Source organism: Streptomyces sp. NBC_01384 (genome assembly GCF_045040035.1).
Classification (GTDB): domain Bacteria; phylum Actinomycetota; class Actinomycetes; order Streptomycetales; family Streptomycetaceae; genus Streptomyces.
Genome location: NZ_CP109559.1, coordinates 2,701,509 through 2,724,745 on the forward strand (window position 1 = coordinate 2,701,509; position 23,237 = coordinate 2,724,745).

Annotated in this window: 17 protein-coding genes; 11 read left to right on the forward strand and 6 right to left on the reverse strand. The window is 68.3% G+C overall.

The genetic code is table 11. From position 1 onward, the window contains the following. Positions 1 to 25: 25 nt before the first annotated feature. Entirely contained in the window at positions 26 to 2,077 is a 2,052-nt protein-coding gene (locus OG747_RS12210; protein ID WP_405879340.1) for a carbohydrate-binding module family 20 domain-containing protein, read from the reverse strand. Positions 2,078 to 2,346: 269 nt separating this feature from the next. Here OG747_RS12210 and OG747_RS12215 point away from each other — a divergent pair, with 269 nt between their 5' ends. The 7 genes from OG747_RS12215 (at position 2,347) to OG747_RS12245 (ending at position 11,124) form a co-directional block, all read left to right on the forward strand. Beyond that, complete coding sequence (locus OG747_RS12215) at positions 2,347 to 3,729, forward strand: alpha-amylase family protein (protein ID WP_405885517.1); 1,383 nt, start codon at positions 2,347 to 2,349, stop codon at positions 3,727 to 3,729. 297 nt (positions 3,730 to 4,026) lie between these two features. Further along, positions 4,027 to 5,316 (forward strand): extracellular solute-binding protein, encoded by a 1,290-nt coding sequence (locus OG747_RS12220; RefSeq protein ID WP_405879341.1) that lies wholly within the window; start codon positions 4,027 to 4,029, stop codon positions 5,314 to 5,316. A 127-nt stretch (positions 5,317 to 5,443) separates the two neighbouring features. After that, positions 5,444 to 6,448: a carbohydrate ABC transporter permease gene (locus tag OG747_RS12225; RefSeq protein WP_405879342.1), complete on the forward strand. Its 1,005-nt coding sequence runs from the start codon at positions 5,444 to 5,446 to the stop codon at positions 6,446 to 6,448. A 12-nt stretch (positions 6,449 to 6,460) separates the two neighbouring features. Beyond that, the gene (locus tag OG747_RS12230; RefSeq protein WP_405879343.1) at positions 6,461 to 7,366 is read left to right on the forward strand and encodes a sugar ABC transporter permease; all 906 of its coding nucleotides are present in this window, start codon (positions 6,461 to 6,463) and stop codon (positions 7,364 to 7,366) included. 77 nt (positions 7,367 to 7,443) lie between these two features. Continuing rightward, positions 7,444 to 9,093 carry a glycoside hydrolase family 13 protein gene (locus OG747_RS12235; RefSeq protein WP_405879344.1) on the forward strand — a complete coding sequence of 550 codons (1,650 nt, stop codon included), beginning with the start codon at positions 7,444 to 7,446 and terminating at the stop codon, positions 9,091 to 9,093. A gap of 25 nt (positions 9,094 to 9,118) precedes the next feature. Then, entirely contained in the window at positions 9,119 to 10,153 is a 1,035-nt protein-coding gene (locus OG747_RS12240) for a LacI family DNA-binding transcriptional regulator (RefSeq protein WP_405879345.1), read from the forward strand. 110 nt (positions 10,154 to 10,263) lie between these two features. Beyond that, positions 10,264 to 11,124, forward strand: a complete 861-nt coding sequence (locus OG747_RS12245; RefSeq protein WP_405879346.1) for a phosphatase PAP2 family protein — start codon at positions 10,264 to 10,266, stop codon at positions 11,122 to 11,124. A 177-nt stretch (positions 11,125 to 11,301) separates the two neighbouring features. Here OG747_RS12245 and OG747_RS12250 read toward each other — a convergent pair whose 3' ends face one another. The 3 genes from OG747_RS12250 to OG747_RS12260 are packed head-to-tail and all read right to left on the reverse strand — an operon-like array spanning position 11,302 to position 13,517. Continuing rightward, complete coding sequence (locus OG747_RS12250; protein WP_405879347.1) at positions 11,302 to 12,021, reverse strand: NADPH-dependent F420 reductase; 720 nt, start codon at positions 12,019 to 12,021, stop codon at positions 11,302 to 11,304. A gap of 19 nt (positions 12,022 to 12,040) precedes the next feature. Then, entirely contained in the window at positions 12,041 to 13,072 is a 1,032-nt protein-coding gene (locus OG747_RS12255) for an LLM class flavin-dependent oxidoreductase (protein ID WP_405879348.1), read from the reverse strand. Further along, positions 13,065 to 13,517 carry an LLM class flavin-dependent oxidoreductase gene (locus tag OG747_RS12260; RefSeq protein ID WP_405879349.1) on the reverse strand — a complete coding sequence of 151 codons (453 nt, stop codon included), beginning with the start codon at positions 13,515 to 13,517 and terminating at the stop codon, positions 13,065 to 13,067. Before OG747_RS12260 ends, OG747_RS12255 begins: the two co-directional genes overlap by 8 nt. Before the next feature lie 255 nt (positions 13,518 to 13,772). Here OG747_RS12260 and OG747_RS12265 point away from each other — a divergent pair, with 255 nt between their 5' ends. Beyond that, positions 13,773 to 14,246 (forward strand): MarR family winged helix-turn-helix transcriptional regulator, encoded by a 474-nt coding sequence (locus tag OG747_RS12265; protein WP_405879350.1) that lies wholly within the window; start codon positions 13,773 to 13,775, stop codon positions 14,244 to 14,246. A 285-nt stretch (positions 14,247 to 14,531) separates the two neighbouring features. Here the strand turns inward: OG747_RS12265 and OG747_RS12270 are convergent, their stop codons facing one another. Then, positions 14,532 to 17,528, reverse strand: a complete 2,997-nt coding sequence (locus tag OG747_RS12270) for a bifunctional [glutamine synthetase] adenylyltransferase/[glutamine synthetase]-adenylyl-L-tyrosine phosphorylase (protein WP_405879351.1) — start codon at positions 17,526 to 17,528, stop codon at positions 14,532 to 14,534. A 334-nt stretch (positions 17,529 to 17,862) separates the two neighbouring features. Here OG747_RS12270 and OG747_RS12275 point away from each other — a divergent pair, with 334 nt between their 5' ends. From OG747_RS12275 to OG747_RS12285, 3 genes are read left to right on the forward strand one after another with little or no spacing between them, the layout of a single operon-like run. Further along, positions 17,863 to 18,753 (forward strand): alkaline phosphatase family protein, encoded by an 891-nt coding sequence (locus OG747_RS12275; RefSeq protein WP_405879352.1) that lies wholly within the window; start codon positions 17,863 to 17,865, stop codon positions 18,751 to 18,753. A gap of 1 nt (position 18,754) precedes the next feature. Next, positions 18,755 to 20,173, forward strand: a complete 1,419-nt coding sequence (locus tag OG747_RS12280) for an MFS transporter (protein ID WP_405879353.1) — start codon at positions 18,755 to 18,757, stop codon at positions 20,171 to 20,173. Then, positions 20,170 to 21,195, forward strand: a complete 1,026-nt coding sequence (locus OG747_RS12285) for a TolB family protein (protein ID WP_405879354.1) — start codon at positions 20,170 to 20,172, stop codon at positions 21,193 to 21,195. Before OG747_RS12280 ends, OG747_RS12285 begins: the two co-directional genes overlap by 4 nt. A gap of 110 nt (positions 21,196 to 21,305) precedes the next feature. On the opposite strand, the gene OG747_RS12290 is transcribed toward OG747_RS12285, so the two are convergent. After that, a complete protein-coding gene (locus tag OG747_RS12290) occupies positions 21,306 to 22,928 on the reverse strand; it encodes an MFS transporter (RefSeq protein ID WP_405879355.1) in 1,623 nt (540 codons plus the stop codon). Between the last annotated feature and the right edge of the window lie 309 nt (positions 22,929 to 23,237).

Consider the following 23,237-nt stretch of genomic DNA (forward strand, 5'->3'; position numbering starts at 1 on the left):
ACCCCTACCCTCGTCGCAGGTGATGTCAGCGCCAGGTGTCGCTGACGCTGTAACCCGTTCCCGAGCCGGTGCTGTAGGACCGGTTACTGCCGGACTCCCACGTCACGTTCCCGGAGGAGTCTTTCCGAACGTACTTGTACTCGAACGACGTCGACTTGGGCACGATCACGAGCCTGCCCCAGTACGGGTATGACGCCGAGGACAGCGGGATCGCGTCGGCGGTGTTCCAGGAGCCGAGGGAGGGGATGGAGCCGACGACGTACACTTTGGTGCCGTAGTCGGTAGTGGCGTTCACTCCGAAGGTCACGTCCGTGGCGTCGGCGTTCGCCACGTTCCAGGAGTTGTTGGCCTCGACCGCCGAAGTGCCTGCGGTGAGCGTCCTGTTGGCGTTGGACTCCCAGGTGACGTTTCCGGACGAGTCCTTCTTTATATACTTGTATTCGATGCTCGTACTCGCCGGAACCGAGACGTCGGCCTTCCAGATCGGGTAGCCCGACGACGACAGCTTCACCGCGTTCGCCGTGTTCCAGCTGCCCAGCGCGGCGGCCGAACCGACCACGTACACATCGGTGCCGGTGGTGGTCGAGGCGTACTCGTTGAAGGTCGCGGTCACATTGCTGGAACCGCCACCACCGCTACCCCCGCCGCAGTTCACCGTGCAGACGTAGTTCGGGTCGTAGAAGGCGACCCCCGACTTCGCGGGCACGGTCAGGGACGCCTTGCCGCCCGTGACCGTGACAGTCGTCGCGCCACCGTCGATCACGTTCGGATAGGTGCCGTCGGCGAGACCGGTCGTGTATGTGTACGTGTTCGCGGCCGAGCTGTTGTTGAGGGCCACGAAGCCCGCGCCGCCCCTGCCGAAGCCGATGACGTTCGACGCCGGGGACTGCCAGTTGGCGACCGCGTAGCCGCTCGCCGCGTTGTGCCAGCCGATCATGCCGGAGACCGCGGTGTTGCGGTCGAGGCAGTACCAGCCGCTCGCGCAGTTGGTGTCGGTGACGAAACCGGCGGAGTTCGGCGGGGCCTCGTCGCTCTGGCTGAAGGTCCAGCCGGAGTAGACGGACGGGCGGCCGTAGCCCCGGGCCAGCTGGAAGACGTTGGCGAGGACCGCGGTGTCGCCGTCCTTGTAGCTGAGCGAGTACCCGTTGCGCTCGGTGTCGTGGTTGGTGACGAAGGTGTTGGAGTTCGCCTCGGCCGCCAGGCCCCAACTGCTGCCGAAGCTGGAGAGGTTGGCGATGTCGCCCTGGAACTGGGACTTCATCTGCGCGGCGAAGGTGAAGTCGAGGACGTCACCGGTGCCGTAGTACTCGTCCTGCGCGGGCGGGGTGCCGGGGTAGATCTCCTGGGTGATGTACGGCGCCGAGCCCGAGGTCGTGGTGTGCAGTCCGGCGACGATGGCGCTCAGGTCGGCGGCGTCGATGTGTTTGGCCGCGTCGACACGGAAGCCGTCGACACCCAGGTCGATCTGCTGGTCGAGAAAGCCGATGATCTTCGTGCGGACGCCGCTCTCGGCGGTGTCCAGGTCGGGCAGGCCGAGCAGTTCGCAGTGCTGGACCTCGTATCGGTCGGACCAGTTGGAGATGGTCTTCGTGCAGTCGTCGCTGTCGGCCGGGTCGTAGTCGGGGGTGTCGTACTTGTTGGTGATGACGGTGCCGTTGTAGCCGGTGCCGGTCTGGGCGGCGGTGTGGTTGATCACCGCGTCGGTGTAGACCTTGATGCCGGCCGCGTGACACGTGTCGACCATGGTCTTGAACTCGGCCGCGGTGCCGAAGCGGCTGTTCAGGTTGTAGGCGTAGGGCTGGTAGACGTCCCACCAGTAGTAGTTGGTCTGCTTGAGCGACTCCGCGGGCGGGGCGACCTGGACCGCCCCGTAGCCGGCCGGGTCGAGGACGTCCGTGCACTCGGCGGCGACCGACTTCCAGTTCCACTCCCACAGGTTGGCGATCACATCGCCGTTGGGAATGCCGGTGTCGGAGACGGCGGCGTGGGCGGCCGGGGCAGGCAGCGCGGCGGCCCCGCCGAGGGCCAGCAATCCGACTGTGGCCAGGGGTAACGCTCGGGATCTGATCCAGCGCATGACGGCAACTCCTTGCGGGGGACGGAGGTGCGGGAACGCGGCCAACTGAGGTGCGGGGAAAGCAAGTTGACCGCGGTGTGAGGGTGGGCGTGGCCAAGTGGCCGCGTCAATACATGTGTTGGAAGTTCTTTCGACATCTTGCTGAAACTTGAACGCAAGGGATACGTTCCCGCTCACGCCCGATTGGTCCATCGGGCAACTTCAGCCCCCCACGCGTTCCATCCCCCACCCGCACGACGAAGTGCAGGAGCACCCACATGGCAAGCACCATGTCAAAGAAAACGCTTGCCGCCTCGTTCGCCCTCGCGGCGGGCCTGGCGGTCTCGGTGGCCCTCCCCCCGGGTGTCGCGGCGGCTTCTCCGCCGGGCACGAAGGACGTCACCGCCGTCCTGTTCGAGTGGAAGTTCGACTCGGTCGCCAAGGAATGCACCAACACGCTGGGCCCGGCCGGTTACGGCTATGTCCAGGTCTCGCCACCCGCCGAGCACATACAGGGCTCACAGTGGTGGACCTCGTACCAGCCCGTGAGCTACAAGATCGCCGGGCGGCTCGGTGACGCGACCGCCTTCCAGAACATGATCAACACCTGCCACGACGCAGGGGTGAAGGTCGTCGTCGACACGGTCATCAACCACATGTCGGCGGGCTCCGGCACCGGCACCGGCGGCTCCTCGTACACGAAGTACAACTACCCGGGCCTGTACTCCTCGTACGACATGGACGACTGCACGACGACGGTCAGCGACTACACCAACCGCGCCAACGTCCAGAACTGCGAGCTCGTCGGGCTCGCCGACCTGGACACCGGCGAGGAGTACGTCCGCAAGACCATCGCCGGTTACATGAACAGCCTGCTCGGGTACGGCGTGGACGGCTTCCGCATCGACGCGGCCAAGCACATCCCGGCGGCCGACCTCGCCAACATCAAGTCCCGGCTGACCAATCCGTCCGTGTACTGGAAGCAGGAGGTCATCTACGGCGCCGGTGAAGCGGTCCAGCCGACCGAGTACACCGGCAACGGCGACGTGCAGGAGTTCCGGTACGCCTACGACCTCAAGCGGGTCTTCAACAGCGAGAACCTCGCCTATCTGAAGAACTACGGTGAGGGCTGGGGCTATATGAGCAGCTCCGTCGCGGGTGTCTTCGTCGACAACCACGACACCGAGCGCAACGGCTCGACGCTCAACTACAAGGACGGGGCGAACTACACCCTCGCCAACGTCTTCATGCTCGCCTACCCGTACGGCGCCCCGGACATCAACTCCGGCTACGAGTGGTCGGACGTGGACGCCGGCCCGCCCAACGGCGGCACCGTCAACGCCTGTTGGCAGGACGGCTGGAAGTGCCAGCACGCCTGGCCGGAGATCAAGTCGATGGTCGCCTTCCGCAACGCCACCCAGGGCCAGTCGGTCACCGACTGGTGGGACGACGGCAACGACGCGATCGCCTTCGGCCGGGGCGCCAAGGGGTACGTGGCCATCAACCACGAGTCGAGCTCACTGACCCGGACCTATCAGACATCCCTCACGGCGGGGACGTACTGCAACGTCCAGAACAGCACCAGCGTGACGGTGGACAGCTCCGGCCAGTTCACGGCGACCCTCGGCGCGAACACGGCGCTGGCGATCTACGCGGGCAAGACCAGCTGCTGAGCGGCCTCCGCGAGCCGCGCGGAAGGCCGTACGGAAGCCCGCACGGAAGGCCGTACCGAAAGCGCCGTATCGGACATACCCGATACGGCGCTTTCCCCTTTGCGACCCCTTTGCGACACCTGGCGGTAACGAGAACGTCACGCTTGCAGGATCTTGCGGAAATTTCCTTGCAACGTCTTTCGCAAGGACTTGCAGCGCTGTTAGTTTCCTCCCCAGCCCGGCGGCCGTCGATGGGACAGACGGCACCCGCGGTCCTCCCAAGGGAAGATCCGGGCCAACCCTCTTCTAGGAGTTCATATGCGACGTGGCATATCGATCGCCGCCGCGGTGACCGTCATCGCGCTGACCGCGACCGCCTGTGGTGGTTCCGACGGCAACTCGTCGAGCAAGCCGAAGGCCGCCGGGGACATTTCCGGAACCATCACATACTGGGACACATCGGACGCGGCGACCGAAGCTCCGACGTACAAGGCGCTCATCAAGAAGTTCGAGGCCGCGTACCCGAAGATCAAGGTGAACTACCAGAGCATCCCGTTCAGCGACGTCGAGCAGAAGTTCAAGTCGGCGGCGAAGAGCGGCAAGGGCGCCCCGGACGTCGTCCGCACCGACGTCGGCCTGATGGCCGAGTACGCCTCGCTCGGTTACATCGCTCCCCTCGACGGCACGAGCGCGCTGAAGGACACCTCGGACTTCAACTCGGGCCCGATGAACACCACCAAGTACAACGGCAAGACGTACGGCGTCCCCTCGGTCACCGACACCCTGGGTCTCCTCTACAACAAGGACCTCCTGAAGAAGGCCGGCATCGCACAGCCGCCGACCACCTGGGACGAGTTCATCACCGACTCGAAGACCATCAAGAAGAAGACCGGGGCGTACGGCACCTACCTCAACCCCGACTCCTACTTCCTGCTCCCGCTGCTCTACAGCAACAACGCGGACATGGCCGACACCTCCGCCAAGAAGATCACCATCTCCGACGCCAACGCCGTCACCGCGATCACCACGGCGAAGAAGATCCAGGACGAGGCGTCGATGAAGGTCGACTACGCGAACGCCTACCAGAACATGCAGACGGCGTTCAAGACCGGCAAGGTCGCCATGCTGGTCCAGGGCCCCTGGTCGGTCAGCGACGACCTGAGCGGCAGCGCCTTCAAGGGCAAGGAGGCCAACCTCGGCTACGCGCCCGTCCCGGCCGGCACCGGCGGCAAGGCGCAGGCCCCGACCGGCGGTCACAACCTCGCGGTCTACCAGGGCTCCAAGAACCTGGACGCCGGGTACCTCTTCACCCAGTTCATGACCTCGACCGACAGCCAGGTCGAGATCGCCAAGGGCACCGGCACGCTGCCGACCCGCAAGTCCGCTTACACGGCCGAGGTCACCGCGGACGCCAAGATCGCCGGCTTCAAGCCGATCCTGGAGCAGACCGCCCGCCCGCGCGTCGCACTGCCGCAGGTCGGCTCGCTCTTCACGCCGCTCGCGCAGAACTACGTGAAGATCCTGCAGGGCGGCGAGGACGTCAAGACCGGTCTCGACGCCACCGCCAAGGAGTTCCAGAAGCTCCTGCCCGGCTACTCCATCGGCTGACCGGGCACCCGCTGACCAACAGGTAACCGAAGAACGCGCAGCCCCGGGGAACACTTTCCCCGCTGCCGCCCCGAACGGGGCTCCCCGGGGCTGCGGATCATTCAAGACTTCCGCCGCGAAAGAGCCGATGAGGATGACGACCGCAGCGAGCATCGAGAAGACCGACCAGCCAGCGCCCGGCAGGAACGCCGCGCGCCCCCCACGCGTTTCGGCGCTCCGGCGGTCCTGGGACAAGTACTGGTACGCCTGGGCCATGGTGGCCCCGGTCGCCATCGTCCTCACCGTCCTCGTCCTTTATCCGCTCGGGTACGGCATCTACCAGTCACTGACCGACGCCAACGAGGCGAACGTGGCGTCCACCATCGGCGCCTTCCACCGTCCGGCGACCTACAAGTTCGTCGGCCTCGACAACTACTGGCACGTGCTGTCGGGCGCGGACAGCGACTTCTACCCGCGCCTGCTGTGGACGGTCATCTGGACGGTGTCCTGCGTGACCCTCCAGGTCGGCCTCGGCATGGGCCTCGCGGTGCTGCTCAACCGCAAGGTCCGCTTCCGCGGCTTCTACCGCGCCATGCTGATCCTGCCCTGGGCCGTCCCGTCGTTCATCGGCGTCTTCGCCTGGCGGCTGATGCTCAACTCCCAGTACGGCGTCTTCAACGAGATCATCACCGCGTTCGGCCTGCCGGCCCAGGACTGGCTCGGCACCCCGCTCGCCCAGAAGATCGCCGTCATCATGGTGAACGTCTGGATCGGCATCCCCTTCAACATGGTCGCGGTGCTCGGCGGACTCCAGTCCATCCCCAGGGAGCTGTACGAGGCCGCCGAGATGGACGGTGCCTCCCCCTGGCAGCGCTTCGTCAACGTGACGCTGCCCGGTCTGCGCCCGGTGTCGAACACGGTGATCCTGCTCGGCTGCATCTGGACGTTCAACATGTTCAACGTCATCTATCTGCTGCTGGGCGACAACACGAGCGGCGACGCCGACATCCTCGTCACCTTCGCCTTCCGCAAGGCGTTCACCGGCATCTCGGACTACGCGGGCGCGGCGACGTACGGGATCATCATCCTCGCCCTCCTGATGGCCTTCTCGACCTTCTACCGCCGCAGCACCCTGAAGTCCGAGCAGGCGTAAGGAGCCCTCGCCATGACCACAGCAACCCACGAGTCCTCCGCGACCGCTCCCGTCGGCCGGTCCGCCGCAGTCTCCCCCCGCAAGGTGCGCGGCCGCGAGGAGCGCGGCCTCGGTTCCTCGATCGCCCTGCACGGCACGCTGATCGTCGCCACGGTGATCGCGGCCTTCCCGGTGGTGTGGATCCTCTTCATCTCACTGGGCCCGAAGAACGCCTGGCAGCAGCCGGGCGAGGTGCTCTCGCACCTCAGCCTGCACAACTACAGCGATGTGCTGTCGCAGACGGATCTGCCGAAGTGGTTCCTGAACACCGTCGTCGTGGCGGGCGGCACCACCGTGCTCGGTGTCTTCCTCGCGGCGACCGCCGGATACGCGGTGTCCCGGATGAGGTTCCCGGGCAGCAAGCAGCTGATGTGGACCTTCCTGGTCACGCAGATGTTCCCCAGTATCGTACTGATCGTGCCGCTGTATCTCCTTATGTCCGATCTGAACCTGCTGGACAACTACCTGGGTCTGATCCTGGCGTACGCGACGACGGCGGTGCCGTTCTGCGCCTGGATGATGAAGGGGTACTTCGACACCATCCCCAAGGAGATAGACGAGGCGGGCCGGGTGGACGGGCTCACCCCGTTCGGCACGTTCTGGCGGCTGATCGTGCCGCTGGCCAAGCCGGGGCTCGCCGTGACCGCGTTCTACAGCTTCCTCACCGCCTGGGGCGAGGTCGCGTACGCCACGCAGTTCATGCAGTCCGACCACTACACGCTCGCCGTCGGCATCCGCACCTTCGCGCAGGACCAGCGGCCCGACTGGGCGTGGACCTCGGCCACGGCGATCATCATCACCATCCCGGCGGCCCTCGTCTTCATGCTGGTGCAGCGCAGCCTGGTCTCCGGTCTGACGACCGGCGGCACCAAGGGATGACCGCCGCCTTAAGCCCCGTCGGCACCCCGTACTTCGCAAGCGCTTCCGTCGTTCCCCCCGCACCCCTAAGGGAATCCATGACCCAGCACGTCACCGACGCACTCCCCACCGACGCCTCCTCCGCCGCCTCCGGGCGCCGGGAGTGGTGGCGCGACGCGGTCATCTACCAGGTCTATCCGCGCAGCTTCGCGGACGGCAACGGCGACGGCATGGGTGACCTGCCCGGCGTCCGGGCCCGGCTTCCCTACCTGAAGGAACTCGGCGTCGACGCGGTGTGGCTGTCCCCCTTCTACGCCTCCCCACAGGCGGACGCGGGCTACGACGTGGCCGACTACCGCGCGGTGGACCCGATGTTCGGCAACCTCACGGACGCCGACGACCTGGTACGGGACGCGCACGGGCTCGGGCTGCGGGTGATCGTCGACCTGGTGCCCAACCACTGCTCGGACCAGCACGAGTGGTTCAAGCAGGCACTGCGGGAGGGTCCCGGCTCGCCGATCCGGGAGCGCTTCCACTTCCGCCCCGGCAAGGGCGCGAGCGGCGAACTGCCCCCGAACGACTGGGAGTCCATCTTCGGCGGCCCGGCCTGGACCCGCGTCGAGGACGGTGAGTGGTACCTGCACCTGTTCGCGCCCGAGCAGCCCGACTTCAACTGGGACCACCCGGCCGTCCACGACGAGTTCCGCTCCATCCTGCGCTTCTGGCTGGACCTCGGCATCGACGGCTTCCGTATCGACGTCGCCCACGGCCTCGTCAAGGCGGCGGGCCTGCCCGACATCGGCCACGACGAGCAGGTCAAGCTCCTTGGCACCGAGGCGGTGCCGTACTTCGACCAGGACGGCGTGCACGAGATCTACCGCAGCTGGCGGCGGATCCTCGACGAGTACACGGGCGAGCGCATCGCCGTCGCCGAGGCGTGGACGCCGACCGTCGAGCGCAGCGCCCTCTACCTGCGCCCGGACGAGCTGCACCAGGCCTTCAACTTCTCCTATCTGACCACCGGTTGGAACGCGGCCGACCTGCGCGAGGTCATCGACCGCTCACTCGGCGCCATGAACGCCGTACACGCGCCCGCGACCTGGGTGCTCTCCAACCATGACGTGGTACGGCACTCCACGCGTCTCGCGGAAGGGGACGAGGCGCGTGGTCTGCGCCGGGCCCGGGCCGCGACCCTGCTCATGCTGGCGCTGCCCGGCTCTGCGTACCTCTACCAGGGCGAGGAGCTCGGCCTGCCCGAGGTCGTCGACCTGCCCGACGAGGTCCGCCAGGACCCGGCGTTCTTCCGCAGCGCGGGCCAGGACGGCACCCGTGACGGCTGCCGGGTGCCGCTGCCGTGGTCCGGCGAGGTCGCGCCGTTCGGCTTCGGCCCGGTCGAAGGCGGCCCGAGCTGGCTGCCGCAGCCGGCCTCCTGGAAGAACCTGACGGTCGAGGCGCAGGAGGGCGACCCCACCTCGACGCTGGAGTTCTACCGCAGCGCGCTCGCCGTGCGCCGCGACCACCCGGCACTCGGCGCGGGCCGCCAGGTGACCTGGCTGCCGTCCCCGGAAGGCGTCCTGGCCTTCCGCCGGGACACCCCCGAGGGCTCCTTCGTCTGCACGGTGAACCTCACCGCGACCCCTGTCCCCCTGCCCACCCCCGGCACGCTGCTGCTCGCCAGTGCGGACGTCGAGCCGGGCGCCGAAATCACCGAAGTACCCGCGGATTCAACGGTCTGGTGGGCAGTCTGAGATGCGACCGGTACAGTCCAATCCTGTGACCACACGGCTTGCCGACATCGCAGCCCAGGCGGGGGTCAGTGAAGCGACTGTCAGCCGCGTCCTGAACGGGAAGCCGGGCGTCGCCGCGACCACCCGCCAGTCCGTCCTGGCCGCGCTCGACGTCCTGGGCTACGAGCGCCCGGTCCGGCTGCGACAGCGCAGCGAGGGCCTGGTGGGCCTGATCACCCCGGAGCTGGAGAACCCCATATTCCCGGCCCTGGCGCAGGTCATCGGCCAGGCCCTGACCCGCCAGGGCTACACCCCGGTCCTCGCCACCCAGACGCCGGGCGGCTCCACCGAGGACGAGCTGACGGAAATGCTGGTGGACCGGGGCGTCGCCGGGATCATCTTCGTCTCCGGCCTGCACGCCGACACCTCGGCGGACATGCAGCGCTACGAGCAGCTGCGCGCCCAGGGCGTCCCGTTCGTCCTGGTCGACGGCTTCTCTCCCAAGGTCCAGGCGCCGTTCATCTCCCCCGACGACCGCGCGGCGATGGCCCTGGCCGTCACGCACCTCGTCTCGCTCGGGCACACCAACATCGGACTCGCCCTGGGTCCGAAGCGGTTCGTGCCCGTGCAGCGCAAGATCGAGGGCTTTGTGCGCACGGTGCAGGAGCAGTTGGGGCTGAGCCCCGCCGACATCGAAGAGCGACTGGTCCAGCACTCGCTGTACACCCTGGAGGGCGGTCAGGCCGCGGCCACCGCCCTCATCGACCGTGCCTGCACGGCGGTGGTCTGCGCGAGCGACATGATGGCGCTCGGCGCGATCAGGGCGGCGCGCCAGCGCGGCCTGGACGTTCCCAAGGACATATCGGTCGTGGGTTTCGACGACTCCCCCCTGATCGCCTTCACCGACCCACCCCTGACGACGATCCGCAAGCCGGTCCCGGCCATGGGACAGGCAGCGGTACGGACGTTGCTGGAGGAGATCGGGGGAACTCCGGCGCCGCACAGTGAGTTCGTGTTCATGCCGGAGCTGGTGGTGCGCGGTTCGACCGCTTCGGCCCCTGGGGAGCGAAATCGTCCCTAAGGAGGAGTGCGTACGTTGCTCGTACGACTCCTCCCGTCGTAGAACGTGCGTCCAGGACCCAACCAAGGGATGATCGGTCGCGAACGGCTTTTCTGGCAGACTTTGTGCCTATGGGTGAGACAACCGTGACGACACTGGAAGGCCAGGACCGGACCGCTCCACGCCCCGTCGCGGAGGAGAACCCCGGGAAGGCCTTCGTGCGCCGGTTGCGGACGCCCCGTCGCCCCCGCCTCTGGTTCGAGGTCCTGCTCATCGCGGTGAGTTACTGGACGTACTCACTGATCCGCAACGCCGTACCCGAGCAGAAGCACGAGGCGCTGCGCAACGCCGACTGGATCTGGCGTATGGAGCACCATCTCGGGATCGCCGTCGAGGAGTCGGTCAACCACGCCGTGAACTCGGTGACATGGCTGATCATCGGCATGAACTACTACTACGCGACGCTGCACTTCATCGTGACGCTGAGCGTCCTGGTCTGGCTCTACCGCAGCCACCCCGGCCGCTACGCGGCAGCACGTCTCGCCCTCTTCGCCACCACGGCGGTGGCCCTGCTCGGCTACTACTACTTCCCACTCGCCCCGCCCCGCCTGATGAACGGCGGCGACTTCGTCGACACGGTGGTCGTCCACCACACCTGGGGCTCCATGGCCTCCGGCGACCTCAAACACATGTCGAACCAGTACGCCGCGATGCCGTCCATGCACATCGGCTGGTCCCTGTGGTGCGGTCTGACCATCTTCACCCTGGCTTCGGTGCCGTGGGTCCGCGTCCTGGGCCTCCTCTACCCGACGGCCACGCTGCTGGTCATCGTCTCCACCGCCAACCACTTCTGGCTGGACGCGGTGGGCGGCATGCTCTGTCTGACCTTCGGCTTCACGGTGGCCCGCCTCTGGTACGGCGCCCTGCCGTACGCACTCCAGCGCTGGGTACCCGGGACGCGCGGCGCACCGCTGCTCCCGGTCAAGGCCTGACGAGCAGCCGCACACCCCACACCCCGCGCCGCCACGGCGGGGCTGACGCTGCCGACGGACACGCCTGATGGGGTCCCACAGCATTAATTGTTGCGTCATCTGAATTGGCGCAATTCAGATGACGCAACAGCGTGGGGACGGGTCGTCGGCGATCAGGTGGCCCTCGCGGGGCGAGGGTCAGGCGGCGTGTTCGGCCGACGCCGCGACAGCGGTCCGCGCGCTGATCACGGTCCGTCCACGGTCCGATTCCGGGAAGCGGTCGAGCATCGCGCGTAGTTCCCCGGCGCCGACATTGGCGCCGAAAGGCTCGGTGCCCGGTTCGAGCCGTACCCCTTCGGCGAGGGGGCCTGCCATGACGGGGTCGAAGCCGACAGCGTCGACGAGGCGCGCGACGGTGGCGAGGCCGTCCGGATCGTCACCGGCGACCGCGATCGCCTTGCGTCCCGGCGTCCCCGGGGGCTGGGCCCCGTCCTCGAGATCGTGGTATCCCATGTGGTTGAACGCCTTGATCACACGCGCTCCGGACAGGTACGCCTGCACGATCTCGCTCGAGGAGGTGAGCGGGTCGGTGAGGTCCCCACGGATGCCGTCGACCTCCCACCAGTAGTTCATCGCGTCGATGACGAGCTTGCCCCGCAGCGCTTCGGCGGGAATGCCGCGGTACTTGCCGAGCGGGAGCGCCAGGATGACGACGTCCGCCTCCGCCACGGCCTGCGCGGCGGTGACCGGGACGGCGCCGGGGGTGAGGACTTCGATGGTGAGGGCGATCTTGGCGGGGTCGCCGGATCCGGCGATGAGCACGCGATAGCCGGCTCCCAGGACGAGTCGAGCCAGTACGGTCCCGACCTTCCCCGCGCCCAGGATGCCGACCGTGCGCACGGTGGTGGTGGTGTCCAAGTCTGCTCCGTTCATGGCGTCAGCCCCCGAGGATGTCGCGGACCATCGGGATCACCTTGGTGCCGTACAGCTCGACGGCGCGCAGGCGGGCGCTGATCGGTTGTGCCCCGCTGGTGTAGATGAGGTCGAACCGGCCGACGCCGAGTGCCTTGATGGCGCGGGCCATCTTGCGGGCGACCGTCTCGGGTGAGCCGATGTAGAGGGAGCCGTGCTCGATCTCGGCGTCGTACTCCTCCTTGCGGACCGGCGGCCAGCCGCGCAGCGCGCCGATGCGGTCACGGATGACCCGGTAGTGCGGCCAGTGCAGCTCCCGGGCCTCCTCGTCCGTGTCGGCGATGAAGCCCGGTGAGTGCATCCCGACCGGATGAGCGGTCGTGCCGAACTTGTCGGTGGCGCGCTGGTAGAGGTCGATGTAGGGCGCGAACCGTTCCGGGGTGCCGCCGATGATGGCGATCATGAGCGGGAACCCGTACTGCGCGGTGCGGATGACCGACTGGGGTGAACCGCCGACTCCGACCCAGGTGGTCAGGTGCCCGGACTCGGTCTTGGGGAAGACGTCGGCGTTGTCGAGCGGCGCCCGCTTGGTGCCGCTCCAGGTGACGGGCTTCTCCTCCAGCAGCTTGGCGAAGAGCTCGATCTTCTCTTCGAACAGCACGTCGTAGTCGCTCAGGTCGTATCCGAAGAGGGGGAACGACTCGGTGAAGGAGCCGCGCCCGAGGATGATCTCGGCCCGGCCGTTCGAGAGCGCGTCCACGGTGGAGAAGCGCTGGAAGACGCGGACCGGATCGTCGGAGCTCAGCACGGTCACGCCGGAAGACAGACGGATGCGGTCGGTACACGTGGCGATGCCGGCAAGGACGGTCTCCGGAGTCGAGATCGCGAACTCCGGGCGGTGGTGTTCACCGAGGGCGAGGACGTCGACGCCGGTCTCTTCCGCGAGAACGGCCTCGTCGACGACCTGCCGGATGGCTCGCGCGTCGGACACCGGGTTGCCGGAGTCATCCGTCGGCACATCGCCGAACGTGTCCAGACCGAAGACGAGATCAGACATGGGTGGGCTCCTTCGTGAGCAGTTGCTTCACCCGCGGGGCGACTTCGCGGCCCAGCAGCTCGATGGTGCGGGCTCGGGCTTCGCGGGGCAGGTTCATGACGTCGTACTTGAGGTCGAAACGGCTCAGGCGCAGGTCGCGGGCCATCGTGGCGATCTTGCGGGCGACGGTCTCGGGTGAGCCGACGAAGAGCGCGCCCGTCTCGACTTCCCGCATGTAGCGCTCACGGATCGGCCGGTAGAACCCGCGTTCCTTCGCGAGTTGGGCCACCATCGACTGCCAGTACTTCCACCAGGTCTCGACCGCCTCCTCGTCGGTGTCCGCGACGATCCCCAGTGAATGCTGGGCGACCGGTCGCCTGGCGTGCCCGAGCTGTTCGAGCGTGCGGTGGTAGAGCTCGACGTGGCCGGCGAAACGCTGGGGGCGCCCGCCGATGACGGCCGGCATGAGCGGCAGGTCGTAGCGGGCCTTTCGGCGAGCTTGGCCTCCTCGACGATCAGGCGAACGGTCTCGGCGTCGCTCAGCGTGCCGTCGGCATCGGTCGCGACCTCCCCGAACGAGTTGAGCCCCAGTTCGAAGCCTTGGGCCGTCATGGACTCCTCCTGCTGCGCTCCCTGGCCGTGCGGCACGGCCGTGGTTTCGTTGACGCATCAATCATTACGCCATATGATTGACGTGTCAATCACAGAGGACGGTGGCACCATGACAGAGCGACGGAAGGCACTGCCCACCGCTGAGGAATTGCGGATCTGGCGGGACTTCATCGAGACGACGGAAGCGCTCCGTTCCGAGCTCTCGTCACGCCTGCAGAGCGAGTCCTCCTTGTCGCCGGGCGACTATGCCGTGCTCCTCGTGCTGCGAGAGGCGGAAGGGCGGCGACTGCGCTCCTCCGAACTGGCGGCCCGCGTCGGCTGGGAGCGCAGCCGCCTCTCGCACCAGATCGGGCGCATGGAGCGGCGAGGGCTGATCCGGCGCGAGGAGTGCGTCACCGACAGCCGAGGCGCCGAGGTGGTGCTCACGTCCGAGGGTGCGGAGGCGTTCCGAAACGCATCCCTGCCTCATCTGCGTGCCGTACATGAACTGTTCGTGAGTCCCCTCACGCCGGACCAGCTTGCCGCGGCCGAAGAGATCGCGACAGCACTTCGGGCCGGCCTGAAGGTGCCGCGCGACACCTGAAGGTTCGCACCGTCGACCCCCTTCACCCAAGGCCGAACACGGCGAGACGCACGAGCGAGAGCCGAAACGATCAAGGCTGGCGGACATGGCGGTGGTCCTGGCCGGAGTGGCGGCATCCCGCAGCCGCCGACGACGCACGGAAGGGGCCGTGCCGGTACGTCAAAGCCCGTCGCTCACGTCCGGGTCTGGAAGCGGCTCCCCACAGGGCAACGTCTGATCCGGCGGCGACGGGCTGACGTACCGGCACGGCCCCGCCCCACCCACCGAGCCCCGGGCGCCCGGGGCTCACGCCCCGTAGAACAGCTCCTCCACCACGGCCCGAGCCCGCCGCGTGGTACGCCGGTAGTCCTCGAGCATGTCGCCGACATGACCGGGCCCGTACCCCAGGTACCGCCCCACCGCCGCCACTTCGCGCCCATCGGAGGGAAACGTGTCCCCGGCCCGCCCCCGCACGAGCATCACCGCGTTGCGCACCCGCGTGGCCAGCACCCACGCCTCGTCCAGGATGGCCGCGTCCTCCCCGGACACCAGCCCCGCCGCACACACCGCGGCCAGCCCCTCCCGCGTCCGAGTCGTCCGCAGCCCCGGCTCCGCCCACCCGTGCTGCAGCTGGAACAGCTGTACGGTCCACTCCACGTCGGACAGCCCACCCCGCCCCAGCTTGGTGTGCAGCGTCGGATCGGCCCCGCGAGGCAACCGCTCCGACTCCATCCGGGCCTTCAGCCGCCGGATCTCCCGCACGGCGTCGTCCCCGAGCCCTTCAGCGGGATACCGCAGGGGATCGACCAGCTCAAGGAACCTCCGCCCCAACTCCTCGTCCCCCGCGACGACCTCGGCCCGCAACAAGGCCTGCGACTCCCAGACCAGCGACCACCGCCGGTAATACGCCTCGTAAGAGTTCAGCGTCCGCACCAGCGGCCCGGACTTCCCCTCGGGCCGCAAATCGGCATCGATCAACAACGGCGGATCGGCACTCGGCACTTGAAGCAACCGCCGCATCTCGGAAACGACCGCGTTGGCGACCCGAGACGCCTCCTGCTCGTCGACGCCGTCCCGGGGCTCATGCACGAACAGCACATCGGCATCGGACCCGTAACCGAGCTCGTGCCCCCCGAACCGCCCCATCCCGATCACGGCGAACCGTGTGGGCAACATGTCCCCCCACCCGGCCCTTACCACGGCCCGCAGGGTCCCCGCGAGCGTCGCCGCCGTCAGATCGGACACCGCACCGCCCACCTGATCCACCAGCGCCCCCTGATCGGCGACGGCCGGTGTCTCCTCGGTGCCGTACGAGGCGACGATGTCCGCCGCGGCCGTACGGAACAGCTCCCGCCGCCGCACCCCACGCGCGGCGGTCACCGCCTGCTCCCCGCCCTCGGCCCGCCCCACCGCCGAGAGGATCTCCTGCTCCAGAGGGGCACGGCCGCGCGGTTCGAGTCCGCCCCCGTCCCCATCCCCGAGCAGCGCCACAGCCTCCGGAGCACGCATCAACAGGTCAGGAGCAAGCCGCCCGGCCGACAGCACGCGTGCCAGATTCTCGGCCGCGGCTCCTTCATCCCTCAACAGCCGCAGATACCAGGGTGTCTTGCCCAGGGCGTCGGACACCTTACGGAAATTCAGCAACCCGGCATCGGGATCGGCGGAATCGGCGAACCACCCCAACAAGACGGGCAGCAGGGTCCGTTGAATGGCCGCCTTCCGCGAGACCCCGGAGGCCAGCGCCTCCAGATGCCGCAACGCCGCCGCCGGATCGGCGTACCCGAGCGCGACGAGCCGCTCCCGCGCCGCCTCCGGGCTCAACCGGCTCTCGCCGGGCGCGAGTTGGGCCACAGCATCCAGCAGCGGGCGATAGAACAATTTCTCGTGCAATCGCCGTACGACGCCGGCATGCCGCTTCCACTCACGATTCAGCTCGGCAACGGGATCGGCCCGAAGCCCGAGTGACCGCCCGATCCGCCGCAAATCAGCCTCGTCCTTGGGCACCAGATGAGTCCGCCGCAGCCGATAGAGCTGTATCCGATGTTCCATGGACCGCAAGAACCGATAGGCATCATCAAGCTGAACAGCGTCAGCGCGTCCCACGTACCCACCCACTGCCAGCGCTTTCAACGCGTCCAGCGTGGTCCCACTCCGCAGCGACGTATCGGCCCGCCCGTGCACCAACTGAAGCAGTTGGACGGCGAATTCGACGTCCCTCAATCCACCGGGCCCGAGTTTCAGCTCACGCTCGATCTCGGAGGCGGGAATGTTCTCGACGACACGCCGCCGCATCTTCTGCACATCGGCGACAAAGTTCTCCCGTTCGGCGGCATGCCACACCAACGGCGCCAACGTGGCCACGTACTGCTCACCGAGCTCAAGATCCCCCGCCACGGGCCGCGCTTTCAGCAGCGCCTGGAATTCCCAGGTCTTGGCCCATCGCTGGTAATAGGCAAGGTGACTGCTCAAAGTCCGAACCAGCGGCCCATTACGCCCCTCGGGCCGCAAATTGGCATCGACAGGCCAAATACTGCCCTCGACAGTCGTCTCGGAACAGATCCGCATCATATGAGAGGCAAGCCGAGTAGCGGCCTGCAGAGCCTTGCGCTCATCAGCTCCGTCCACCGCCTCGCCCACGAAAATGACATCGACGTCGGACACGTAATTCAGCTCGTGTCCCCCGCACTTGCCCATCGCGATCACCCCGAGCCGGCACAGCGCGGCGTCGTCGGGCGCGGCGCCGCGCGCGATGGCGAGCGCGGCACGCAGGGTGGCGATGGCGAGGTCGGCGAGCTCGGCGGCGGTCTGGGCGAGGTCGGTGGTGCCGCACACGTCGCGCGCGGCTATGGACAGCAGGCACCGCCGGTAGGCGACGCGCAGCAAGACGGGATCGGTCGCCTCCGCGAGCCCCCGCTCGAACTCCTGCACCCCGGGATGCAGATCATGCGGCTCGTACATCACGAGCGCCTGCCAGTCGCTCGGGTGCCGGGCGAGGTGGTCGGCGAGCGCGGCGGAGGCGCCGAGCACGCCGAGCAGCCGGTCGCGCAGCGGCTTGGCCGCGATCAGCGTGTCGAGGAGTTCCCGCTCGGCCGCGTGACCGCTCTGCGCCTCGACGAGCCGGACGAGGCCGTGCAGCGCCAGATCCGGATCGGCGGTCGCGCCCAGCGCGTCCAGCAGCACCGGATCGGACCGCACCGGCGCGAGCTCCGCGCTGTCCAGGAGCCGCTCGGCGGCCGACGGATCGGTGAAGCCGTGCCGCAGCAGCCGCGTGAAGGTACTGCTCCTGCGCCCCGGCGCCATCATGCTCGGCCCTCCCGTCGGATCAAGGTCCTACGGCCCTGAGCCTAACCCTGGTCCCTACGGTGGCGCCCCGCGCCGGATTCGGCTTCCGTAGGAAGTGCCCGGAAAGCAAGAAGGGAAAGGAAGCGGGGAAGGTAGGGAGGGAAGGTAAGCAGGGAAGGTGAGCAGGCAAGGCAAGCAGGGCAGGTGAGCAGGGCCGGCAGGACGGCCAGAAAGGTAAGCAGTTCATCAGGTCTTCACCCAGCCGGTTGGGTGGCGTGAGACAGGGGAATGTTGGCGTGTGCATGATCTGTCCGCACCGCCACCGTAAGTCTCTCCCCCCCACCGGAGGTCCGAAGTGTCCGGCAGAACCGTGTACCGCCGCAGTCGTGCCGTCGTCGCGTCCGCGCTCGCCTTCACCGCAGCCGCGGTGGGCCTGTGGACCGGCCTCGGCGGCTCGTCGACCGCGCACGCCGCGACCGGGGTCCCGACCCCGGACCACGTGGTCGTCGTGGTCTTCGAGAACCACGCGTACAGCCAGGTGATCGGCTCGTCCAGCGCCCCGTACATCAACTCGCTCAAGACGGGCGGCGCCAACCTCACCCAGTCGTACGCCGAGACGCACCCGAGCCAGCCCAACTACTTCGCCCTGTTCTCCGGCTCCACCCAGGGGATCACGGACGACAGCTGCTACACGCCCGGCTTCTCCTCCGCCACGAACCTCGCCTCCGAGCTGATCGACGCGGGCAAGACGTGGGGGAGCTACAACGAGACGCTGCCCAGCCAGGGCTCCACGACGTGCAGCAGCGGCAACTACGCGCAGAAGCACAACCCATGGTTCGGCTTCAGCAACGTACCGACCTCAACGGCAAAGACCTTCGCCCAGTTCCCGACGGACTACACGACGCTCCCGCAGGTCTCCTTCGTGGTCCCCAACCTGTGCAGCGACATGCACGACTGTTCGGTGTCGACGGGTGACACCTGGCTCAAGAACAACCTGAGCGCGTACGCCACCTGGGCCAAGGCCCACAACAGCCTCCTGGTCGTCACCTTCGACGAGGACAACCGGCTCAGCGGCAACAAGATCCCGACGGTGCTGTACGGCCAGCAGGTGACGGCGGGATCGACCAGCTCGACCACCTACAACCACTACGACCTGCTGCGCACCCTGGAGGACATGCAGGGCCTGTCGACGCACGCGGGCAACGCCGACTCCGCCCAGGACATCACCGGCATCTGGACGTCCTGAGATGTACGTGGCGGACAGCCGCGCCAGTACACCGGATACCCGGGACACACGGGATTCGACCCCGCCGGTGACGGCGTCCGCGGAAGGCGCCGCCCGGCCCCGTGCCGGGCGGCGCCGTGCCGCGGTCACGGTCGCGCCCACGGTGCTGGCGCTCGGCACGGTCAGTCTGATCACCGACGTGTCGTCGGAGATGGTCACGGCGGTGCTGCCCCTGTACTTGGTGACGGGCCTGGGCCTGTCCCCCCTGGGCTTCGGCCTCCTGGACGGCATCTACAACGGCTTCTCGGCACTGGTACGGCTGATCGGGGGCCACCTGGCCGACCGCGGCGGCGGCCGCCACAAGTGGGTGGCTGGCTTCGGCTACGCCCTCTCGGCGGCCTGCAAGCCCCTGCTGCTCCTGGCCCACACCCTCACCCCCATCGGCCTGATCCTGGCGGCCGACCGCACGGGCAAGGGCCTGCGCACGGCCCCGCGCGACGCGCTCATCTCGTTGTCGAGCACACCGGAGACACGAGGCCGCGCGTTCGGCGTACACCGGGCGATGGACACGGCGGGCGCGCTGTTCGGCCCCTTGGTCGCCTTCCTGATCCTCAGGGCCACGGTCGACGGCTACGACGCGGTGTTCACGGTGAGCTTCTGCGTGGCCGTGGTGGGCGTACTCGTCCTGGCGCTGTTCGTACCGAACGGCGCTCGTACGAAAGCGGAAGACACCTCGGACGGCCCTCGAACGGAAGCAACAGGCACCCCAGGCCCCCCACCAAAGGAAAATTCCGGAAAGACCGCACCGCGCCCCACCCTCCGCGCCGCCCTCGCCCTCCTCGCCCGCCCCGACCTGCGCCGCATCACCGTCTGCGCCCTCCTCCTGGGCCTCGCGACGGTCAGCGACTCCTTCGTCTACCTCCTCCTCCAGCGGCGCCTGGGCGTGCCGGACCGCTGGTTCGCGCTGCTGCCCCTCGGCACGGCGGCCGCGTTCCTCCTCCTGGCCGTCCCCCTCGGCCGCCTCGCGGACCGTATCGGCCGTTGGCGGGTGTTCCTGGCCGGCCACGGCGCTCTGCTCCTCGCGTACGCCCTGCTCCTCACCTCCTGGCACGGAACGGCACTGCCGTACGCCGTCCTCCTCCTGCACGGCGGCTTCTACGCGGCGACGGACGGCGTACTGATGGCCGTGGCCTCGGAAAGCGTGCCCGAGGAACTGCGCTCGTCCGGACTGGCCCTCGTCCAGACCGGCCAGGCCCTGGCCCGTTTCGTCTGCTCGCTCGGCTTCGGCGCGGCGTGGACGGCATGGGGCGACCGCACGGCGCTCACGGCGTCGACGCTGGCACTGACACTCTGCGCCCTGTTCGCCCTCCGCCTCCGCCCCACCCCCACAGCCCCCACACCCCCCACCGCCCCCACAGCCCCTTCAGAAGGCCTCGCATGACCCTCCGCACCCGCATCCTGGTCCTGATCTCGGCGCTGGTCGTCCTGGCGGGCGTGGCCACGGCGTCCGTACTGCACGCCTCGGCCCGCGCGGACCGCAAGAACGAGACCCAGCCGGGCGGCCCGAAGATCACCGCGGGCCCGGTCGCGCTCACCACCGGTGCCGGGGGCCGCATGATCTTCCGGAACATGGCCTGGGGCCCCCACCGCGACGAGCTGACAACGGTCCCGGCATCGAACCCGTCCGGCCCAAGGACGGCCTCCAAGGTGAAGTGCCTGCGCTTCTACGCCTCCGCAGGCACCGGAGTCTGCCTCCAATCAGTACACGGCCCGGTCCAGGACACCTACCGCGCCGTCATCCTCGACCCCAACCTCCACGTGAAGGCCCGCTACGACGTCCCCGGCATCCCGTCCCGCGCCCGCGTCTCCCCCAGCGGCCGTTACGCCGCGTGGACGGCCTTCGTGGGCGGCGACTCGTACGCGGGCACGAACTTCTCGACGCGAGCGGCCATCGTGGACACGAGGACAGGGAAACTCACCCCGTCCCTGGAGGCCTTCCGCATCATCAAGGACGGCAGGACGTACCAAGCGGCGGACGACAACTTCTGGGGCATCACCTTCGCGGCCGACGACCGCACGTTCTACGCAACGCTGGCGACAAAGGGCAAGACCTACTTGGTCCGAGGCGACCTCAGCGCCCGCACCCTCACGACCCTCCACACCAACGTCGAATGCCCGTCCCTCTCCCCCGACGGCACCCGCGTCGCCTACAAGAAACGCGTGCCGGGCCTGTCGAAGGACGCCCCCTGGCACCTGTACGTCCTCGACCTGCGCACGATGCGCGAAACCCCGCTGGCCGAGCCCCGCAGCGTCGACGACCAGGCGGTCTGGCGCGACAACCACACCATCGTCTACGCCCTCCCCGGCGACTACGGAGCCGACCTCTACACGATCCCGTCCGACGGCACGGGAAAGCCGCGCCGCATCAGCACGGCGGCGGTGTCTCCGGCGTACGTGAACTAGCGGGCCGGGGGGCTACGGACCGGGCCGTGTGCCCGGGGCGGTTCACCGGGCGCGAGCCGCCGTCGAGAAGTGGCTGCCTCGCTGTGACCTACGACCGTCTGGCCGAAGCGTCAGTCTTCGGGTCCGGCCGACTCCTCCGTGGCGGCGGACTCGGAGTCCTCGGCGTGGTAGCGCCGAAGGAGCTCCTGCTCGGCGTCCCGGCGCGGGAACATGAAGAAGACCAGCAGCGCACCCAGCACGATCGCGGCCAGGCCGGCGGTGTATGCCCGGTCGTCGCCGCCGAGGAACGACCGGCGGGCGGCCGCGACGATCTGGTCGGCGTACTTGGGGTACTGCTGGGCGACCTGCTCGGCGGAGGCGAACGACTTCGTCAGCTCGCCCTGGACCTGGTCCGACACGTCCTTGCTCTCGGAAGACGCGGCGATCGCCGAGCTGAACGCCGAGGCGTAGCCGGCGGTGAGCAGCGCGCCCATGATGGACTGCATGATGGCTCCACCGAGGTCCCGTTGCAGGTCCGCGGTACCCGAGGCCATACCTGCGCGTCGCACGGGCACCGACCCGGTCAGCGAGTGCGAGGCGGGCGTCCCGGCGAAGCCGACCCCGATGCCGACGAACACGTAGGCCAGGCCGATCTGCCAGTAACTGCTGCCCTCGCCCCAGAACACCAGCATCCAGCCGAAGGCGAGGAGGAGGAACACATAACCGATCAGCAGGGTCGTGCGGGCGCCACGCGCCTCGACCAGCTTCGCGGACCACGGTGCCACGAGCGCCATCATCACGACGAGGGGAAGGATGGCGGCGCCGGCTTCGACGGAGTCGTACTGGAGCACGTTCTGCAGGTACTGCTGACTGACGAACGCCGACCCCGTCAGGGAGCCGAACACGATGATGCCCGCGCATGCGGCGACCCAGAACGTACGCCGGCCGGCGACGTGGAGGTCGTACAACGGGTTGGGAGCCCGGCGCTGACGCCAGAAGAACGCCGCTCCGGCAGCGAGGGCGATCAGAACCAGGCCGACGACCAGGGCCCCCTGGTCGGGGACGGCGGCGAAGTTGATCGCCAGCACCAGTCCCGCGATCAGGAGGACGGACAGGATGCCGCCGAGGTTGTCCACCGGTTCGGTCGACTCGTTGGCGTGCGCGGGGACGAACATCAGCGCCATGATCAGCGCGACCACGGCGAGGGGCAGGGTGACCAGGAACACCGACCCCCAGTAGAACTGCTCGAGCAGCGCCCCCGCGATCACCGGCCCGAGCATGGAGATGCCGCCGCCCAGGGCCGACCACAACGCGATCGACTTCGTCCGCCCCGGCCCCGCCCACAGGGCGGTGATCAGCGCCAGGGTGGTCGGGTAGGCCATGCCGGCCGAGAGTCCCCCGATGATCCGGGCCACCACGAGGACGGTGTCATTCGGCGCGTACGCGGCGAGCAGGCAGGCGGGGATGGAGAGGACGACGCCGAGGAGCAGCAGCAGCTTGCGCCCGTGACGGTCGCCGATCGCCCCCAGGTAGAGCACCGATGCGGCCAGGCCGAGGGAGTAGCCCACGGCGATCAGGTTCAGTGTGGTCTGGGACGAGTCGAAGGCCTTCCCGATCGCGGGCAGGGCGACGTTGGCCACCGACAGGTTCAGGTTGGCCACCGCGGCGACGATGATCAGGGACGCCAGGACGAGCGGCGCGCGCGCCGGGGCCTCGCGGGGCACGTCGATGTGGGGCGCGTCACTTCTCGACATGGAGACCTCCGGACAGCATTGCGCTTCGCGAAAGTCTTGCTTGATCCGCTTCGCCGCACATCACCCCATTGGGATGACATCGCCATGCGCCGGTGAGGACGGCCTGGTAGGGCTGACGAGCGCGTCGGAGGTGTGTCGCGAACGCTGAGACACAACGCGAAAGAGCGGGAGCCAGTGAGACTGACTCCCGCTCTCTCATCTCGGCATTCGCGCTGGTCAGAGCCTGATTTTCGCCCTTTGAACCGGGGCCGAACCGTCGGCGCCCGACAACCCGTCCACCCGGGCGGGACTCGACGGACCGGGCCACCG

Excerpts from the sequence above, each read along its gene's own strand:
- OG747_RS12265 (WP_405879350.1), top strand. The coding sequence starts at position 13,773 with ATGACAGAGCGACGGAAGGCACTGCCCACCGCTGAGGAATTGCGGATC.
- OG747_RS12255 (WP_405879348.1), bottom strand. The coding sequence starts at position 13,072 with ATGTCTGATCTCGTCTTCGGTCTGGACACGTTCGGCGATGTGCCGACG.
- OG747_RS12220 (WP_405879341.1), top strand. The coding sequence starts at position 4,027 with ATGCGACGTGGCATATCGATCGCCGCCGCGGTGACCGTCATCGCGCTG.
- OG747_RS12285 (WP_405879354.1), top strand. The coding sequence starts at position 20,170 with ATGACCCTCCGCACCCGCATCCTGGTCCTGATCTCGGCGCTGGTCGTC.
- OG747_RS12245 (WP_405879346.1), top strand. The coding sequence starts at position 10,264 with ATGGGTGAGACAACCGTGACGACACTGGAAGGCCAGGACCGGACCGCT.
- OG747_RS12260 (WP_405879349.1), bottom strand. The coding sequence starts at position 13,517 with ATGCCGGCCGTCATCGGCGGGCGCCCCCAGCGTTTCGCCGGCCACGTC.
- OG747_RS12225 (WP_405879342.1), top strand. The coding sequence starts at position 5,444 with ATGAGGATGACGACCGCAGCGAGCATCGAGAAGACCGACCAGCCAGCG.
- OG747_RS12230 (WP_405879343.1), top strand. The coding sequence starts at position 6,461 with ATGACCACAGCAACCCACGAGTCCTCCGCGACCGCTCCCGTCGGCCGG.
- OG747_RS12210 (WP_405879340.1), bottom strand. The coding sequence starts at position 2,077 with ATGCGCTGGATCAGATCCCGAGCGTTACCCCTGGCCACAGTCGGATTG.
- OG747_RS12290 (WP_405879355.1), bottom strand. The coding sequence starts at position 22,928 with ATGTCGAGAAGTGACGCGCCCCACATCGACGTGCCCCGCGAGGCCCCG.
- OG747_RS12280 (WP_405879353.1), top strand. The coding sequence starts at position 18,755 with ATGTACGTGGCGGACAGCCGCGCCAGTACACCGGATACCCGGGACACA.
- OG747_RS12270 (WP_405879351.1), bottom strand. The coding sequence starts at position 17,528 with ATGATGGCGCCGGGGCGCAGGAGCAGTACCTTCACGCGGCTGCTGCGG.
- OG747_RS12235 (WP_405879344.1), top strand. The coding sequence starts at position 7,444 with ATGACCCAGCACGTCACCGACGCACTCCCCACCGACGCCTCCTCCGCC.
- OG747_RS12215 (WP_405885517.1), top strand. The coding sequence starts at position 2,347 with ATGTCAAAGAAAACGCTTGCCGCCTCGTTCGCCCTCGCGGCGGGCCTG.